The sequence below is a fragment of the Ruegeria sp. BH6 genome (assembly GCF_056538105.1).
In genome coordinates this window covers 135,853-150,884 of record NZ_JBQFSR010000009.1, presented here as the reverse complement: position 1 = coordinate 150,884, position 15,032 = coordinate 135,853, and the positions used below count along the sequence as shown (strand labels likewise).

Here is a 15,032-nt window from a genome sequence, read left to right as displayed (position 1 = left end):
TGGGGCGCAGGATCATGAAAACTCGCTTCGCAGAATCCCTCAAACGCTTTGTAAAAAAAGATGATGGCGCGATCCTTGTGGAATTTGGCCTGGTCATGCCACTTATGCTGTTGCTGCTGGCGGTCACGTTGGAATCTGCACGTATGATGTGGTCATACCAATCGGTCATAGCAGGCGTTCGCGACGCTAGTCGCTATCTGTCCAGAGTCACTCCGGCAGATATCTGCACCTCTGGTGGCTCTGTTGCGGGACTCACTACTACTTTGAAGGGCATCGTCGAAGACGACAAAAATGCCAACAGCCTGTTCCCGCCCAGCATAACGGTCAATTCGGTGACACCCAGCCTGTCCTGTGTGTCTGGAACCTATAGGGTCAACCCAGCCCCAGTAGGCACGGTCAGCGCAAACATCACTATCCAGTTTCCGATGGGCAGCATCCTGTCCCTCTTTGGCAGCGGACTATCGTCCGTGACGACGGATGTCTCTGACACTTCACGGATTTTCGGACAATGAAAGGTCAGCTTCATATCCACACGCGCTTGCTTCGCCGAGGGCAGAAAGTTCTTCAGGATCAAAGCGGCGGCGTTCTTGTCGAGTTCGCCATTGTCGTTTCCCTGTTTCTGTTCCTCTTCATGGCTCTACTGGATTTCGGCCGCATGTCCTATAGTGTTGCGAATGCTCAAAAAGCCTCGCAACTTGCTGCGCGCATTGCAATCGTGCGACCGCCTGCATGCCTCGGAGTGCCCACAACGCATCAGCGAGGCACATCTACTTCGTCACCGAGATTTGGTACGTCCTGCAGTGCCTCGGCTGGGGTTTGTGCGGATCCTAAAACCCCTCCGTGTTCGGGTGTCGCAACCAATGCTACGGCCTCGGAAATCTGGACCCGGATTAGCCCGCTTTTGCCCCCGGATGCCACAATAGACAACTTACAGTTTCATTATGACTTCAACCCCAATCTGGGTTTCCTGGGTGGCCCGTATACACCCATGGTCTCAGTCGAATTGAACCTTAACGATTTTCAATTCGTGTCACCGTTGGCCGCGCTGGCAAATGCCGCGGGCGCAACTAACAGCACAATATCTTCGACAGTCGGTTACTCAAACTTCAGCGTCTCGCTGCCTGCTGAAGACCTTGCATTAGGAGAGTCAGGATGAGAGATCAAAGTGTTTTCACACCGAAATCTCAGGCAATTATGCTTGTTTCGGAAAACGAAGAGATCGCGCAGATGGTTGCGGATGTCTTTCCCGTAAATGAGGAAAATAAAGTCACCAGGAACGGGGCATCGTTTCAGATGTTGAATGGAACTGCCCTCGATCTTGCATACAAGCACGATCTGGTGATCTTTGAAATCGACCCTGATGACACAGGAGAGCTCCGCGCTATCGAGGCTGTCCTGACGCACCGCGACGATAACACCTTGTTTGTTGCGCTCACTCAGAATGATCTGTCGATCTCCAAGGCGCGTGAATTATACAAGATCGGTATTGATGAGGTTTTGCCGCTGTCAATTGATGGCGAAGGTTTGAAAGCCGCAGTCAGTGAAAAACTAAATGCGCGTGCGGTTTCGCGAACAACTATTTCAGATGGTTCTTCGGCGTTGGGCAAGGTTGTACCGGTCGCAAAGGCACGCGGTGGTATCGGGGCTTCAACAGTTGCTGTCAACCTTGCGTGCTCGCTTGTCGGCGGCAAGGGATCTTTCTTCAGGAAATCCGCAAAAAACCGAGTAGCCCTTTTGGATTTTGACCTTCAGTTCGGAAACTCGAATGTCTTTCTGGACATCGAGGACAACGGCGGATTCCTTCAGCTAATTGAAAATTCTGAAATTCCTGATGATCACCTTTTGTCTTCGATCCTGCAAGAGCATGGGCTTGGCGTTGACGTTCTGTGCGCGCCTACCCCGATGGTGCCCCTGCAATCGATGCGGCCTGATCTGATCGAAGGGATGCTGGACCTTCTGCAACAGCGCTATGATTATATAATCATCGACCTTCCCTGCGCCGTTGTTGAATGGGTTGAACCTATTTTCAAACGGGCCACCAAATTGGCTTTGGTTACCGATACTACTGTCCCCTGCGTACGCCAGGCGCGGCGGTTGATTGATTTCTACCGCGAGGCAAACGTTGGCCTTCCGGTGGAGTTCGTGGTCAACAGAGAGCGGAACACTTTGATCAAGCCTTCGCATGTCCGCGAAGCCGAGAAGGTATTGAAAACAAGCCTGAAACACTGGCTTCCCGACAATTCGAAAGTTGCCAGAAATTCCGTAGATCTTGGACGGCCGATTGTGGACATGAAGCCGCAATCGGACCTTGGAAAAGCCTTGGCAAAACTGGCCGCTGCGGTCTCGGCTGAAACTCAGCCCGTGGCAACGAAGAAAGCGTAAAAGGAGATCAACGTGTTCAACGAATTTAGATCACGCAAGGTTGCTTCCAAGTCGAATGTGCTGACACTGGATCGACCCATTGACATGCCCACCAAATCCAAGGCGACTCCTGACCCAGTGGACGTCGACCTGCAGGCGCATCTGGAACTCAAAAGCCGCTTGCATGGTGAGCTTCTGGACCGGCTCAATCTTTCAGTAATCGACAAGGTTGAACGATCGGAATTGAAACGCCAGATCGCATCTTTGGTAACCGGCCTGATCGAGGCTGAAAACCTGCACATGCGGTCTGAGGCTTTCACTGCGCTGGTTGATGAGCTTATCCACGAAGTCATGGGCCTGGGGCCATTGGAACCGTTGCTGGAAGACCCGACTATCAACGATATTCTCGTAAACTCTTTTGATCAGGTGTACGTCGAACGCTTTGGTCTTCTGGAGTCTTCTACTGTTCGCTTCCGCGATGAACGTCACTTGCTACGGATTATCGACAAGATCGTCAGCAAAGTTGGTCGGCGTATCGATGAGTCTCAGCCCTGGGTTGATGCGCGTTTGGAAGACGGCAGCCGCGTTAACGCAATTATTCGGCCGTGTTCCGTCGATGGACCAGCTTTGTCAATTCGCAAGTTCTCCCGCAACCCTCTGACAATAAAAAAGCTTGTTGATCAGAACAGCATGAATGATCAGGCAGCCAAACTCCTTGAGGCACTTGTCGAAGCGAGGTTGAATATCCTCATCTCAGGCGGTACCGGCACGGGTAAAACAACCATGCTGAACGCTGTATCGTCGTTTATCGATGGCAAACAGCGTATCGTTACCATCGAAGACGCTGCCGAACTTCAGCTTCAGCAAAGCCATGTTGTACGTCTTGAAACCCGCCCTCCAAATGCTGAAGGGCAAGGTGTAATCACCCAACGTGATCTGGTTCGCAATGCCCTGAGGATGCGGCCTGACCGCATCATCGTTGGAGAAGTTCGTGGATCAGAATGTTTTGACATGCTTCAAGCCATGAATACGGGCCATGACGGGTCTATGACCACCGTTCACGCAAACTCGGCGCGTGATTCACTAAGCCGGGTCGAGCAGATGGTGACAATGCTTGGCGCTGACTTGCCGATCAGAACCATCCGGTCGCAGATAGCTTCGGCCATACAGATCGTACTCCAACTCAGCCGCCTTAGCGACGGCACCCGCAGAGTCGTCAGCATTTCCGAGATTACCGGCATGGAAGATGACACGATCACGATGCAGGACATCTTTGTTTTCAAACGTCGCGGCAAGTCGGAGGACGGACAGGTACTGGGAGAGTTCTTGCCTACCGGCATTCGTCCAAAATGCTTCGATCAGTTGGTTGCCGCAGGGATCGACGTAGACACCAACATGTTTATTCGTGGGGCTATGTCGTCATGATTGACCTGCAACCGAACACCCTGAACATTCTGTTCTACATTTCGATTTTCCTTGGAATTCTGCTTGCTTACGAAGGATTACAGCAGCTTTTCCTGCGCAAGGAATCCCTCAGCGAGGCCAGAAATCGGCGCATGAAGTTGATCCAGGGGGGCGCCTCAACCGATCAGGTTCTGCAATTGCTACGTGACCCTGCGATGACGGCTCCTGGCGAAAAACCCAGTTTGATCGCCCGTTTTCGTCGTCTGCTTGTCCAGGCCGGGCTGACGATCAGCCCGATCTGGGTGGTCCTTGCAGCCACCTGTCTGGCCATGGCGGCCTTCGTCGCAATATCGCGATTCCTTGCCCCGGAAATTGCCGCAGCTCTGAGCGTCCTTCTGGCTGGCGTTCTGCCGCTGCTGGCACTGATCGCCATGAAGGATACCCGGGCCAAAAAACTGACGAAACAGTTACCGGATGCATTGGACCTTATGGCCCGTGGCCTGAAAGTCGGGCACCCCGTGGCTGTAACTGTCGGGAACGTGGCGACAGATCTTCCGGACCCGATAGGTAGTGAGTTTGGCATAATTCAGGACCAGATTAACTACGGCGACGACGTTGCAACGGCGTTTCAGGATTTTGCAAAACGTGTCGGAACAGAGGATGCGAACTATCTTGCCGTCAGCATCGGTATTCAGCACGGCACCGGCGGCAACCTTGCCCGTGTCCTAAGCATTCTATCCCAGGTCATCCGTGACCGGCAAACCATGCAAAAAAAGATCAAGGCCATCTCTGCCGAAGGGCGTCTTAGCAGTCTAATTCTCACGGTCCTGCCAGTGTTCATCTACTTCTCAATCGAGATGTCCACACCTTCGTTCTACGGCGATGTCCGAAACGATCCGCTGTTCCCATATTTCGCGAGCGCGATAGTCGGTCTGACGATTGCTCAAGGACTTATCCTGAAGCGGCTCGTCAAATTCAAATTCTGAATGGGAGCGGAAAAATGGAATTTATTCAAAATGTTCTAAACGGCCAAGACCTTCCCCTTCAGTATATTGTGCTGGGTGGGATTGCCGTAAGTGTTTTCTTTGTAATCCTCGGAATCTCTGGCATGACCGCAACCGATGACACGGTCGCGCACCGGATGCGGGTCGGAACGATTTCTCGGGGGCACGGAACAGATTTTGACCTCATACAGGGGGATGACAGCGACCCGCACGGACTGCTTAAGGCATTTGTGCCTTCGTCGAAACGCGAACGTTCCCGAATTGGCAGAATGCTTAAGCAGGCTGGTATTCAGCGCAAACATGCCGTCCGATCATTTTATCTGTTTCGTTTGGTGATGGGTTTTGTGCTTCCAGCCGTTTTCGTAGTGGCTTTGTCGTTGCCGCTTGAAACTCAGGTTCAGCTTGGGATTGCTGGCCTATTGCAAAGCATCACCTGGGTGAACGCATTGCAGATTGTCACCGCTTTGATGGTGACCGGTTTCTACGGTCCAGCACTCTGGCTGCGGCACCGTATAAAAAAGCGCCGCCAGGCCATCGAACACAGCCTTCCAAATGCGCTGGACCTGTTACAGGTGGCGATTGAGGCCGGGCTCGGATTTGACGCCGCAATGGTGCGAGTGGCGAATGAGATGGCGCATGCGGCACCGGAGATTTCGCAAGAGTTCACGATACTCCAACTGGAACTGCAAGCTGGCAAAGAGCGTCAGGCCGCCTTTATGGACATGGCCGAACGCGTTGGCATTGACGAGGTCAGCTCTTTCGCGAACGCCTTCCTTCAATCCAATCAATACGGCACCAGCATTTCAGCTTCACTGCGCAGATTTGCCACTGATATGCGTATCGATCGCGAACTGCGCGCTCAGGAAAAGGCCAACCGGCTACCAGTTCAAATGTCAGCCGTAATGGCCATGTGCATGATGCCCGTTCTACTGCTGATCTGCCTGTCGCCGATGGTGATCCGATGGATCAATATGTTTGGGTGATGGTTGGGTGTAGTCTGAGAATTGAAGGAACAAAGAATCTTCTTTGAGCTGCAATGGATGACACGCTTTAGTTATCTGCTTTTAGTCAAATTCTAATCCTAATACCTTGCTAACGCTGCATTTTGCTGGATTAAAGCACCAGGTATCGGTCGTATTCCAGGCGGCGTCCACTAAGCGCGAACGAACCCAGCCTCACAGGGGATCGTCTCGATTTCTCTTCGGTCCAACGCCCGAGCCAGATGAATCGCGGCAAATTCAAACTGCTCTGCCATTTGACCCAGTGTTTCAAAACGAGCCAGAAACGCTTGCAGGCTTTGGGCAGTTATATAGCAACGGTCGTGCTGCGTGTCCGGGTTTCGCACCGTGACCTGATTTAGAAAGCCGCCATTCCGCAACCGCCGGATCGATATCACATCTATTTTCAAGCGTGCAGCCGCATCCAAGAGCGGCAGGTCGCCAGAAAATGCACGCTCCTGTCTTTCTAAGCCTTCAGCTTGATCGATCAGCAAACCAGCCAAACCTTCGACTTCTGGATCACGCGACACGCCGGTCAATCGACCTGCCGCCCAATCGGTGACAACGCGTGCCAAAGGAAACCGGTCATTCTCTGAGTGGTACGCAGATGGCGGTGATACGTTGTAGGAGTAACAATGGCGTCGAAATGGTCCCATGTTAGACTATGAACTTAGGTTTGGCGTTTGTGAGATTGCAGATGATAGTCAAAATTTGGGTCAACTGCCCATCCGAGAAAGTCGCTGACCAGATCGCGGACAAGCTTCTTGAAGAGCGTTTGGTTTCCTCATCGAACCGCTACACTGCGACTAGCAGTAAATATCTCTGGAAGGGAAAAATCGTAACCGCACGGGAGGTCCCACTTCTGCTGAAGACCCGAAAGGAACTTTTTGGCGCAGTCGTTGAAGCGATCCGCAGGATGCACCCTTATGAGACGCCCAGTATTCTCTCGATTAATGTTGACCAAGCCAACGGTGAATATCTTGAGTGGATGATTGAAAGCACGCGCGAGATCTAACCAAAGCTCAAACTTACGGCCTATAGCCGCTGTATCTTTGGGCTCACTAACGACTTTCTCTGCGGCGAGTTCGGACAAGCAGATGAGCCCTGACCGGGCGTTGATCGTAATTCGGTTACTTGTTCGCTCAGCAAGTCGCGAACCCATACATACCAGACCTTCAGTGCTAGTAGGTTAAGCAGTAGGGAGACGTTGTCCGCCAGTTGTTTTGTGGTCACTTGAGGGCCCGCAGCGAAAGCCGCACTCAGATTGGTCAAAGCGAGGAACGTGGCAAGAAGCGTTAAGAGTCTCATTGCGTTTTTCCTTTCGGTTCAGATGTAGACGACGCCAAAGCGCTCTTCGATCAAGGCGAAATCTATTTCGCCGATCTCGTTCTGGCGCGAGGTTTCGGCCATAAACTCCTCAGCCCAATCACCGGGGAAGATGTAGCTGATCATCTTTGCGGTCGTATCACCGACGTTCTTCATGTAGTGGGACACGCCGCGTGGGCATTGGATGCTGGCCCCAGGCCCGGCCTTAAAAACTTCATCGCCGATTTTAACTTCCAGGTCGCCCTCAAGGATGTGGAAGGTCTGGTCTTCCCATTTGTGATAATGATCAGGAATGCACCCGCCCGGTGCTATTTCACCTGAGCCAAAGACATACTCGGATTGCGTATCGTCTTTGCCTGCGACAACCGACGTGTACTCCTGATCCGCCATGAAATATTTGCGGCCTTCACGCCAACCGCTGACAACGGTCTTTTTGGCGGTCGCTTCTGTTTTCTTAGACATGTTGAGGTCCAATTCTGATTTCATTTGTGGGGAACGACCGGGCTGCCCCGCAACCCAGTCAGAGGTTCAGTGGCCGTGCCAAATGGCGTAAGCCATCCGCTCAACATGGGCTGGAAGGTTTTCTTTGTAGAACAGCCAATCTTCGAAACCAGGCAGTTTGACCGTATCCTTAAGTTCGTCGACCGATTTGCCGTTTTGTAGACCCTCCCAAACGGCAACGTACAGGGCTTCGACAAAGGCCAATTCTTCAGCGAGAAGCTCAGGCGATGAATGCTCCAGGTGGCCTGAAACCACGGTATCGTAGTCAAGCTCTGCGCTGACACGGCGCAGGGTGTTTAGAGCGCCCACATAATCATGCGTGTTCAAACGGGCGTTCGAGACCAGAAAACGCGGAAGATGCCAATCCACCCCCATTAAAACCTTGTCGTCGGGCATGTGGATCACGCTCTGGCACTGGCCGTCGCTGGACCCGAAGTACTTTAAGTCGATGATCTTATCGCCCAGTTCGATGCGATGCTCATCTGCATAGGTCACGTCAGGCAGCACCACCCGGTTTTCCAGATCGCGGCTCATCAACTCAACGCACCCTTCATGGGCTATGAACTCCGCACCTTCGTCCTTGAAAATCTGGCCGCCCCGCGAATGGTCAAAGTGATCGTGCGAGTAAACAACCTTGACCACGGGTTGATCGGTCAGCTTGGCAATTTCAGCGCGCATCGCCTCGGACCGGAATTCGTGATTGGGATCTACAACCAGAACGCCTTCATCCGTGATCACCACCAGGCTGGAATAATGCGCCATGTAGAACTGATAGACGCCGTCCTTCAGCTTGGTCATGGCCGGTGTCGTTTCATCACCTGCTGCAATGGCCGCGCTTGTAAAGGTGGTAGCGGCGGCGATGGCCGTCAGAATGCGCTTCATGGCATGTGTCTCCTTTTGCGTTGGAAACAACATACTCTTGACCTAACATGAGATAATTGATGTCATTGACAATTCAAAAGATACAAAAAGTATTGAATGGACAAGCTGAAGAAAATGACCGTGTTTGCTCGCGTGGTCGAGCTGGGAAGCTTTGCCGCAGCCGCGGAAGATTTGAATGTTAGTCCGGCCATTATTGGGCGACATGTGGCCGATCTGGAAGCGATGCTTGATCTGCGCCTCATTAGCCGCACAACTCGTTCGATGGAAGTGACCGAAGCCGGAACTCGCTACTATCACGGGTGCAAGGCCACCCTGGAACAAGTGGATGCACTTGAGCAGGACGTGGTTGCACAAGAAGGGGGGCTGTTATCTGGAGTAATTCGCGTAGCTGCTCCGGAAGGGATCGGTACGCCACTTTTGCTGGATGCGGTGCAGAGCTTTCAGACGCTTCATCCCGAGGTGTTGTTTGATCTGGTGTTTGAAAATGAGCAGACTGACTTCATCACCTCCAGGGTGGATTTGGCCATTCGGTTAGCGATCAAGCTGGACGATAGCAGTCTGATCGTTAGTAAGCTGGCTCAGACATCCCTCGGTTTGTTCGCGTCCCCCTCTTATCTACGCGCATATGGAACACCCACAACGGTTGCCGATCTAGACCAACATTGCTGCCTCGTCTTTGGTGCTTCACGGTTCGGTGACAGTTGGCCGCTCGTGACAAGTAAAGGGATGCAAAAGCTGCGCCTGCCCTGGAAACTTGTCATGAACCAAACCAATACATATCGCGAAGCACTGGTGCGTGGGATGGGGATCGGATTGCTTCCAGAAATCATGGCGACAGATTTGGTGCAAGCAGACCAACTTGAGCCAATCAATTTAACAGGGCAGTTCCCGGATGTTGGAGTGTTTGCAGTCCACCCCGAAAAAGCCTTCCAACCTCGCCGGGTTGGTCTATTTCTGGACCACCTTCGACAACAGATCAAACAACATCCGGCCTGACCGAAAAGGTGCCCCCGCGCTGACTTCAATTGCACAAAGCCGAACTTGGGATGTTTGCAGCGAACGGCGGCTCCGTCCCGCGTTGCGGTCATCGGCAACAGGGGGCTTGAGCGGCAGGCTTTCACAGGCACTGGATGATTGGTGGTGCCGTAACGAACCATGAACGTCGCCGAAGGGGTGTTATGTGAAGCGATCTCTGGTTGAGTGGTCAGCTCCTTTGCGGATCAAACGAACCATTACTAAATCGCCGGATAGCAGTCATTGATCCTGCGCGCGGAGAACGTCTGTTTCGAACCCAAGGCGGTCATTGTGGTTTTGTGCAGCGCGCGCATACAGCTGGAGGATCTCTGCTGGTTTCGGTTCCAAGCCTCATCGCAGATAACCTCATTGAATTGCCCGGCGCTCTTTTTCCGGCCAGAATTCATCTACCACGACATATGCGATGATTACAAAAAAAGCGGCGCTGGCAACTTGCAATACGCGAGTGATGCTCTTGACGTCAGCCTCGTCCGAAAACGGTGCAACCGAACCGCCATATACAATCAGAGCTGTTGTAATAGCGGAACCGGCGGCGGCGGCGAGCGGTACTTTTGACTTTCCAAGTGCTCCGAGTGTTAGGCAAAAGAAAAAACACAGCAGAATGGGGGTTATAATAACCGGAGCTATTACGTTTATTTCGTAGCATATGATGGATACTGCCGCCCCAAGAAGGTTTGCTGTCAGCATAGCTTTTGCAACTGTTTTGCCTGCAGCGGGCATTGCCGCAAGCTGCTGGCTCAGCAGGGCGACAAAAAACAGAACCAGTAATGCAGATGCGCCGGAGATAAAAAAAGCCAAGGTAAACGGCACTGTTACAAGCGACATCCTGACGATTCGGCGATGTGGGTCGAAGTTCGGCGACGATGCGGCCTTCTTTTGAGCGGGCGTTTGAGGTTCAGCGGGTATCAACACGAACATCAGCGTCGATACAAAGCCTGCAAACAGCAGGTTCAACGGTATCCAATACACGAGCACCAAGGCCAGATCCTGTGATTGCAAAACCAAGTTCGGGATCATCAGTGCACCCATCAGGGCAATGACGCCCGGTAAAACTCCGGCTCCGGAAACCGACCACATGAAAGACAGGATTATTCCAATGGCCACCAGAATGAGAAAAACAAGAGGATATGGTGAGAAGATTGACGACACCAAGAATGAAATGAACATCAATCCAATCGAAAAGACAAACAGCTTAGCAAATGCTGCCAGAGGCAATGCAGCGGGTGCCTGCAAAAACAGTGCGGTGAACACCGCCCCAACGACGGCGAGTGGCCAGCCAAGAAATAAGCCCAAGGAAAAGACGCCGGTAACACCAACCGCAAGCCGGGCGACAGAGCGTTGATCCTCAGTACGCATAGGACAGAATTGAGACCAAGCGGATGTAGGTGCGGCCTACGAAGTTCAGTAACGAGTTGTCGCTGAGGTACATAATCACATCGGCCTGCCCGTTCAGCTGAAAGCGAAGATCATCTTCGGTGCTTCCGGCTTCATAGCCCGGCAAAACGATCCTGACTGGGAACCTTTCAGGCTCCCGCAAAAAACCTTTGGTACTTGGCGGGCTCGCCAATTGCCCGGGCTCATCACCGCCACTTAAGGAAACGGCCGCGCTAAAGCTCTCGATGACGCCCGGAACAATCTTACCGGGATGCATGTCCAACACTACATCAACCGGAGACCCTATCGAAGCTCTTCCTAGGTTGTTCTCAGTAAAATACGCCTCGATCCAGACGTCCGTTGCATCAAGAAACGTCAACAGATCCTGGCCGGATCGCGCATACGTTCCGGGGGCTATCAGCAGATTAGTGATGACACCTGTCGCCGGAGCACGCAGTTCCGTCCATTCAAGGTTCAGTTCTGCATCCGCCAAGGCCGCCAACGCGCGCTGGATTTTCGGGTTTTCAATCCCGTCGTCACCAAGCCTTTGTTTTGCTTTTTCCAGATCCGCTTTTGCGTTCTCAAAGTTTGCCTCAGACTCTGCCAATTGCCCTCGTGCATCATCAGCCTTTGAGACGGCAATCAACCCTTTCTTTTCGAGCGCAAACACACGTTCGGTCTGAATGCGCATCGTATCCAGATCACTCTGCGCCCTTGCGAGTTTGGCTTGTGCTGCACTTACCTCTGCCGAAGACGCACCCACCTCTTGGGTCGCCGCTTCAAGATCAGCTTCCGCCTTTGAACGCTCGATTTCGTAGGGCCTGGAATCTATTCGAACTAGAACATCACCTGCCGAAACGACTTGGCCGTTTTCTACCAGAACTTCCGTTACCGTTCCGGTCACCTGAGGCACGATTTGTGTGGCCACAGCTTTTACTCTGGCGTTCCCGGTAAATGGTGTTTTTCGATCAGCGACCAGATACCAGACAAGAAAAATCAGAATGACAGCCAGGGTTGTCCATATCGTCTTTCTCATTTCGCCGCACCTTCAACAGTGCCTTCTGCTTCAGGCGAGGTATCAATCCAAACCTTGAATAGCTCATAAAAAACAGCGAAGAGAACCGGCCCCATAAAGACGCCAATCAAACCGTACGCCATCATACCTCCGAGAACACCGATGAGGATGACCAACATGGGAGTCTCAAGGCCTTTTGAAATGAACACGGGTCTTAGGAAACTGTCCATTATCATGACGGGAACGGCCAATATGGTGAAGATCAAAGCTGTTCCACCGGACATGGAACTCCATGCATAGATAATAACCGGTATAAGAACCAATCCGGGCCCGATTTGGATAATCGAGAGTATCAGGCAGATAAATGCCAACGTGGCGGCCGAAGAAATCCCAAACAATGCCAACAGTATCCAAACGAAAACCGCCTGAATGGCTGCTACGCCAATCACGCCTTTTGTAACGTTCCGGATCGTTGCGCCCGCGAGTGTCACGAATTCACCACCGCGCGGTGCAAAGACACGGTTGGCAAAGCGCTGAAGACCTTGGACCAAATTTGGCCCAGGGCTGAACAATGCCCCCATAATCAACACGGACAGAGCTAAGCCAAGCAGCCCGATTCCAATGCCCAGCACCTTACCGAAGAGCGATTTGGTGATCTCAAGGATTTGCGTGCCGTATTTTGCAAGCGCGCCGTCAAGATTGCGCTCAAACATTCCCCAGACATCGGCTATTTTGTCTCCCACCAAGGGCAACTCCTTGAGACCCTCGGGCGCAGGTGGGACTTTCAATTCACCCTTGTCAGCTTGTTCCGCGAATTCAGACCCAAGTTCTGCGGCACCAGACACCGCCGTAGCGACTGGCCCGAGGGTCAGAACAAGGCCCAACAAAACCAAGATCGTCGTGGCAAGTTTTTTCCGCCCTCCCAGCTTGGACTGAAGCCAGTCAAATGCCGGGTAAAGCGCCACACAGAGGATCGTTGCCCAGATAACCACGCTCGCAAGCGGGGCCACCATGACTAGGGCGCTGTAGAGGAATAGTCCGAGAAAGAGCAATCGTATTGCCAGATCGACAATCTTTGCGTCCTGTGTCTTTTCCATTCCATCCCTCCATGTGTTTTTCGAATGTTACACTCAAAAAACATAATATGTATATTTTTTTGAATTTTGGTGATCATCTATCAGCTTGAAGAGTCGAATGAATCCGGGCCACAGCTTGAGGTGCCCAGTCAAACCAATGCCTGGGCGTGAACTCGATTTGGCCAAATTGGGATAATCTACTTGTCCGCTTTTGTGTCGTCTTGGGACAAGATTGTATCTGCCACTGTCGTCGCCGCGGTCACGAAGACACCGAGACCCACGATGATGTATACCATTGTGAAGATCTTCCCTGCCGCAGTTTCAGGTGAGAAGTCACCAAACCCCACGGTCGAAATTGTCACGACAGAAAAGTAGATTGAGTCGAGCCAACTCCAACCTTCGACAAAGTGGTAAAAGACCGAGGCCCATAAAATCATTCCAACTGTGAAGGCAAGAATGCCTTTCACTCTACCGTCCTTGAAAGCGACGCCAATTCCTCGTGTTATTCTGGTCAGTGAATTCATTGCACCCTCATCTTCGAATAATTGCATTTGTACCAGAGTTGAGGATTTACGGAAGGAACAATGCTGATTTACTGAAAGCTGCCCGATAAGAACTCTCAACCAGAGTCCCAGATTCACCGATGCTATTCTGCGCGCGATGGTCCGACAGGTACAGATCAGCGGATCCCTTCATTCGAGTGATTTGGAAGCATGAACAGCCGTGGAGGTTCTATTTTGCAAGCTAGCAATCGAGCTGTTCGCCTACGCGCCAAGTATCTTGCTGCTAGGTCTTACGTCTCTAACGCGAATAGAACCCATCACGAAGTTCTTGCCTTAGGCGCAGACGCTCCGGGTACTCTTTCAGGAAAAGTTCGGGTGGTTTGCCCTCCCAAACTTGCGCATAAACTCGCATCTTGTTACCGCCATAAATCTTCGCAAGGTCCTCATTGGAATAACCCTTCGCCCAAAGGTCATCGGTAATCGCCGCAAGGATTTTGGCCAGTTCACCGTTGCCAGTGGCCCCTTTGTTGAACGCATCGATCATGTAGCCGCCGTCGTCGTACATGCTCGCGTTTGCAGTTGCGAACTGTACGACTAGTTCAGTCGAGAACATGTCGTCCGTTGCAATCCCAACATGGTCGACCCCCACAAGTTGGACATAGTAGTCGATCATATCAGCAGCTTGTTCAGGTGAGATATCCTGAGGCCAAACACCGTCCATCATCCATTCGGTGAAGGTCGGAGAAATATAGCCGCCCGATTTGGCCGCACGCAGCGCCTCGTCGTCGGGAATGGCCCGATAACAACCGCGTGTCGTGGCATTGGGTTCGTTCGCATAAAGCCCAGCTGGGACAGAATGCGTATAGACATATGGCACGCCGGGATAGTTTTCATCCATGTAGTCCATGGCGTCGTTGGCCGTTTTTGAACCCGTGTGGCTTAGGTCGAGCAAGATACCGAACCGCACCATTTCATCGATGACCGACTTCCCCCAAGGTGTCAGACCAATGTCGCGTCCGTTATAGGCCGCCAACTGCCCCGATCCGGTTCGGAAAATGTCATTGTAAGCCAAGATCATACTTTTGATCCCCATATCCTTTAGCAATGCCATTTTCTTAAGATCGCCGTTCAGGATTGTGGCGGTTTGGCTGTTCCAGATGACGGCCGTCTTGCCTTGTATATGGGCGGCTTCGATATCTCGGGTTTCATTGACGATCAGGTAGTTTTCCGGTTGCTGCGCCATGGCTGAGCGAAAGTGATAGTGCTGCTCTAGCAGGGTTTCAAACGACATATCCGCAGCAGCCAGCGTCATCTCGTGTCCCGTAATACCGTTGTCCCGAGCGCGCCCGAAGTAAGTATGAAGCTGGTCGTAGTCGGTCCAACCAGTGCCGTAGGGGCTGGCCAACATGCCGAGGACAATGGTGTCTTGTACGAATTGCTTCGCCTCTTCTGATGCATCCCAAGTCTTGCTTTCCTCGCTCGCGTGTAGTGCGCAACCTAGAGTGATCGTGATAGCGCTTACGGCCAACATGGTCTTCATGACATTACCTCAT

16 protein-coding genes are annotated in these 15,032 nt (G+C 52.2%); 8 read left to right on the top strand and 8 right to left on the bottom strand.

Going from position 1 to position 15,032, the window contains the following annotated elements; translation table 11 throughout:
* The first annotated feature begins 14 nt into the window (after positions 1-14).
* From ACR0B8_RS17435 to ACR0B8_RS17410, 6 genes are read left to right on the top strand one after another with little or no spacing between them, the layout of a single operon-like run.
* Positions 15-512, top strand: coding sequence for a TadE/TadG family type IV pilus assembly protein (locus ACR0B8_RS17435; protein WP_226689139.1), 498 nt, complete (start codon positions 15-17; stop codon positions 510-512).
* On the top strand, positions 509-1,156 hold the full coding sequence (locus tag ACR0B8_RS17430) for a TadE/TadG family type IV pilus assembly protein (protein ID WP_226689140.1): 648 nt from the start codon (positions 509-511) through the stop codon (positions 1,154-1,156). Before ACR0B8_RS17435 ends, ACR0B8_RS17430 begins: the two co-directional genes overlap by 4 nt.
* A complete protein-coding gene (locus ACR0B8_RS17425) occupies positions 1,153-2,382 on the top strand; it encodes a CpaE/TadZ family protein (protein ID WP_480659188.1) in 1,230 nt (409 codons plus the stop codon). The genes ACR0B8_RS17430 and ACR0B8_RS17425 overlap by 4 nt, the downstream gene beginning before the upstream one ends.
* A 12-nt stretch (positions 2,383-2,394) precedes the next feature.
* Positions 2,395-3,786, top strand: a complete 1,392-nt coding sequence (locus ACR0B8_RS17420; protein WP_226689142.1) for a TadA family conjugal transfer-associated ATPase — start codon at positions 2,395-2,397, stop codon at positions 3,784-3,786.
* Positions 3,783-4,751 (top strand): type II secretion system F family protein, encoded by a 969-nt coding sequence (locus ACR0B8_RS17415; RefSeq protein ID WP_170362157.1) that lies wholly within the window; start codon positions 3,783-3,785, stop codon positions 4,749-4,751. The genes ACR0B8_RS17420 and ACR0B8_RS17415 overlap by 4 nt, the downstream gene beginning before the upstream one ends.
* A 14-nt stretch (positions 4,752-4,765) precedes the next feature.
* On the top strand, positions 4,766-5,752 hold the full coding sequence (locus tag ACR0B8_RS17410; RefSeq protein WP_170362158.1) for a type II secretion system F family protein: 987 nt from the start codon (positions 4,766-4,768) through the stop codon (positions 5,750-5,752).
* A 170-nt stretch (positions 5,753-5,922) separates the two neighbouring features.
* Here the strand turns inward: ACR0B8_RS17410 and ACR0B8_RS17405 are convergent, their stop codons facing one another.
* Entirely contained in the window at positions 5,923-6,342 is a 420-nt protein-coding gene (locus ACR0B8_RS17405; protein ID WP_170362159.1) for a hypothetical protein, read from the bottom strand.
* Between the two features lie 122 nt (positions 6,343-6,464).
* Between ACR0B8_RS17405 and cutA the strand changes: the two genes are divergently transcribed.
* Positions 6,465-6,782 (top strand): divalent-cation tolerance protein CutA, encoded by a 318-nt coding sequence (cutA, locus tag ACR0B8_RS17400; RefSeq protein ID WP_170362160.1) that lies wholly within the window; start codon positions 6,465-6,467, stop codon positions 6,780-6,782.
* Between the two features lie 311 nt (positions 6,783-7,093).
* On the opposite strand, the gene ACR0B8_RS17395 is transcribed toward cutA, so the two are convergent.
* Together ACR0B8_RS17395 and ACR0B8_RS17390 are read right to left on the bottom strand one after the other, a co-directional pair.
* Positions 7,094-7,555, bottom strand: a complete 462-nt coding sequence (locus ACR0B8_RS17395; protein ID WP_480659185.1) for a cupin domain-containing protein — start codon at positions 7,553-7,555, stop codon at positions 7,094-7,096.
* Between the two features lie 66 nt (positions 7,556-7,621).
* On the bottom strand, positions 7,622-8,476 hold the full coding sequence (locus ACR0B8_RS17390) for an MBL fold metallo-hydrolase (RefSeq protein ID WP_480659183.1): 855 nt from the start codon (positions 8,474-8,476) through the stop codon (positions 7,622-7,624).
* 96 nt (positions 8,477-8,572) lie between these two features.
* On the opposite strand from ACR0B8_RS17390, the gene ACR0B8_RS17385 reads away from it, so the two are divergent.
* Positions 8,573-9,472 carry a LysR substrate-binding domain-containing protein gene (locus ACR0B8_RS17385; RefSeq protein ID WP_480659181.1) on the top strand — a complete coding sequence of 300 codons (900 nt, stop codon included), beginning with the start codon at positions 8,573-8,575 and terminating at the stop codon, positions 9,470-9,472.
* 384 nt (positions 9,473-9,856) lie between these two features.
* Here the strand turns inward: ACR0B8_RS17385 and ACR0B8_RS17380 are convergent, their stop codons facing one another.
* The 5 genes from ACR0B8_RS17380 to ACR0B8_RS17360 all read right to left on the bottom strand — a co-directional run bounded on the left by ACR0B8_RS17380 (position 9,857) and on the right by ACR0B8_RS17360 (position 15,019).
* On the bottom strand, positions 9,857-10,867 hold the full coding sequence (locus ACR0B8_RS17380; protein ID WP_170362164.1) for a DUF2955 domain-containing protein: 1,011 nt from the start codon (positions 10,865-10,867) through the stop codon (positions 9,857-9,859).
* Positions 10,857-11,921, bottom strand: coding sequence for an HlyD family secretion protein (locus ACR0B8_RS17375; RefSeq protein WP_170362165.1), 1,065 nt, complete (start codon positions 11,919-11,921; stop codon positions 10,857-10,859). Before ACR0B8_RS17375 ends, ACR0B8_RS17380 begins: the two co-directional genes overlap by 11 nt.
* Positions 11,918-12,997: an AI-2E family transporter gene (locus tag ACR0B8_RS17370; protein WP_170553532.1), complete on the bottom strand. Its 1,080-nt coding sequence runs from the start codon at positions 12,995-12,997 to the stop codon at positions 11,918-11,920. Before ACR0B8_RS17370 ends, ACR0B8_RS17375 begins: the two co-directional genes overlap by 4 nt.
* Before the next feature lie 176 nt (positions 12,998-13,173).
* A complete protein-coding gene (locus ACR0B8_RS17365; protein ID WP_226689145.1) occupies positions 13,174-13,500 on the bottom strand; it encodes a potassium channel family protein in 327 nt (108 codons plus the stop codon).
* 277 nt (positions 13,501-13,777) lie between these two features.
* Complete coding sequence (locus ACR0B8_RS17360; RefSeq protein WP_226689146.1) at positions 13,778-15,019, bottom strand: membrane dipeptidase; 1,242 nt, start codon at positions 15,017-15,019, stop codon at positions 13,778-13,780.
* Between the last annotated feature and the right edge of the window lie 13 nt (positions 15,020-15,032).

Excerpts from the sequence above, each read along its gene's own strand:
- ACR0B8_RS17430 (WP_226689140.1), top strand. The coding sequence starts at position 509 with ATGAAAGGTCAGCTTCATATCCACACGCGCTTGCTTCGCCGAGGGCAG.
- ACR0B8_RS17410 (WP_170362158.1), top strand. The coding sequence starts at position 4,766 with ATGGAATTTATTCAAAATGTTCTAAACGGCCAAGACCTTCCCCTTCAG.
- ACR0B8_RS17385 (WP_480659181.1), top strand. The coding sequence starts at position 8,573 with ATGGACAAGCTGAAGAAAATGACCGTGTTTGCTCGCGTGGTCGAGCTG.
- ACR0B8_RS17365 (WP_226689145.1), bottom strand. The coding sequence starts at position 13,500 with ATGAATTCACTGACCAGAATAACACGAGGAATTGGCGTCGCTTTCAAG.
- ACR0B8_RS17435 (WP_226689139.1), top strand. The coding sequence starts at position 15 with ATGAAAACTCGCTTCGCAGAATCCCTCAAACGCTTTGTAAAAAAAGAT.
- ACR0B8_RS17395 (WP_480659185.1), bottom strand. The coding sequence starts at position 7,555 with ATGTCTAAGAAAACAGAAGCGACCGCCAAAAAGACCGTTGTCAGCGGT.
- ACR0B8_RS17360 (WP_226689146.1), bottom strand. The coding sequence starts at position 15,019 with ATGAAGACCATGTTGGCCGTAAGCGCTATCACGATCACTCTAGGTTGC.
- ACR0B8_RS17415 (WP_170362157.1), top strand. The coding sequence starts at position 3,783 with ATGATTGACCTGCAACCGAACACCCTGAACATTCTGTTCTACATTTCG.
- ACR0B8_RS17390 (WP_480659183.1), bottom strand. The coding sequence starts at position 8,476 with ATGAAGCGCATTCTGACGGCCATCGCCGCCGCTACCACCTTTACAAGC.
- ACR0B8_RS17425 (WP_480659188.1), top strand. The coding sequence starts at position 1,153 with ATGAGAGATCAAAGTGTTTTCACACCGAAATCTCAGGCAATTATGCTT.
- ACR0B8_RS17380 (WP_170362164.1), bottom strand. The coding sequence starts at position 10,867 with ATGCGTACTGAGGATCAACGCTCTGTCGCCCGGCTTGCGGTTGGTGTT.
- ACR0B8_RS17370 (WP_170553532.1), bottom strand. The coding sequence starts at position 12,997 with ATGGAAAAGACACAGGACGCAAAGATTGTCGATCTGGCAATACGATTG.
- cutA (WP_170362160.1), top strand. The coding sequence starts at position 6,465 with ATGATAGTCAAAATTTGGGTCAACTGCCCATCCGAGAAAGTCGCTGAC.
- ACR0B8_RS17375 (WP_170362165.1), bottom strand. The coding sequence starts at position 11,921 with ATGAGAAAGACGATATGGACAACCCTGGCTGTCATTCTGATTTTTCTT.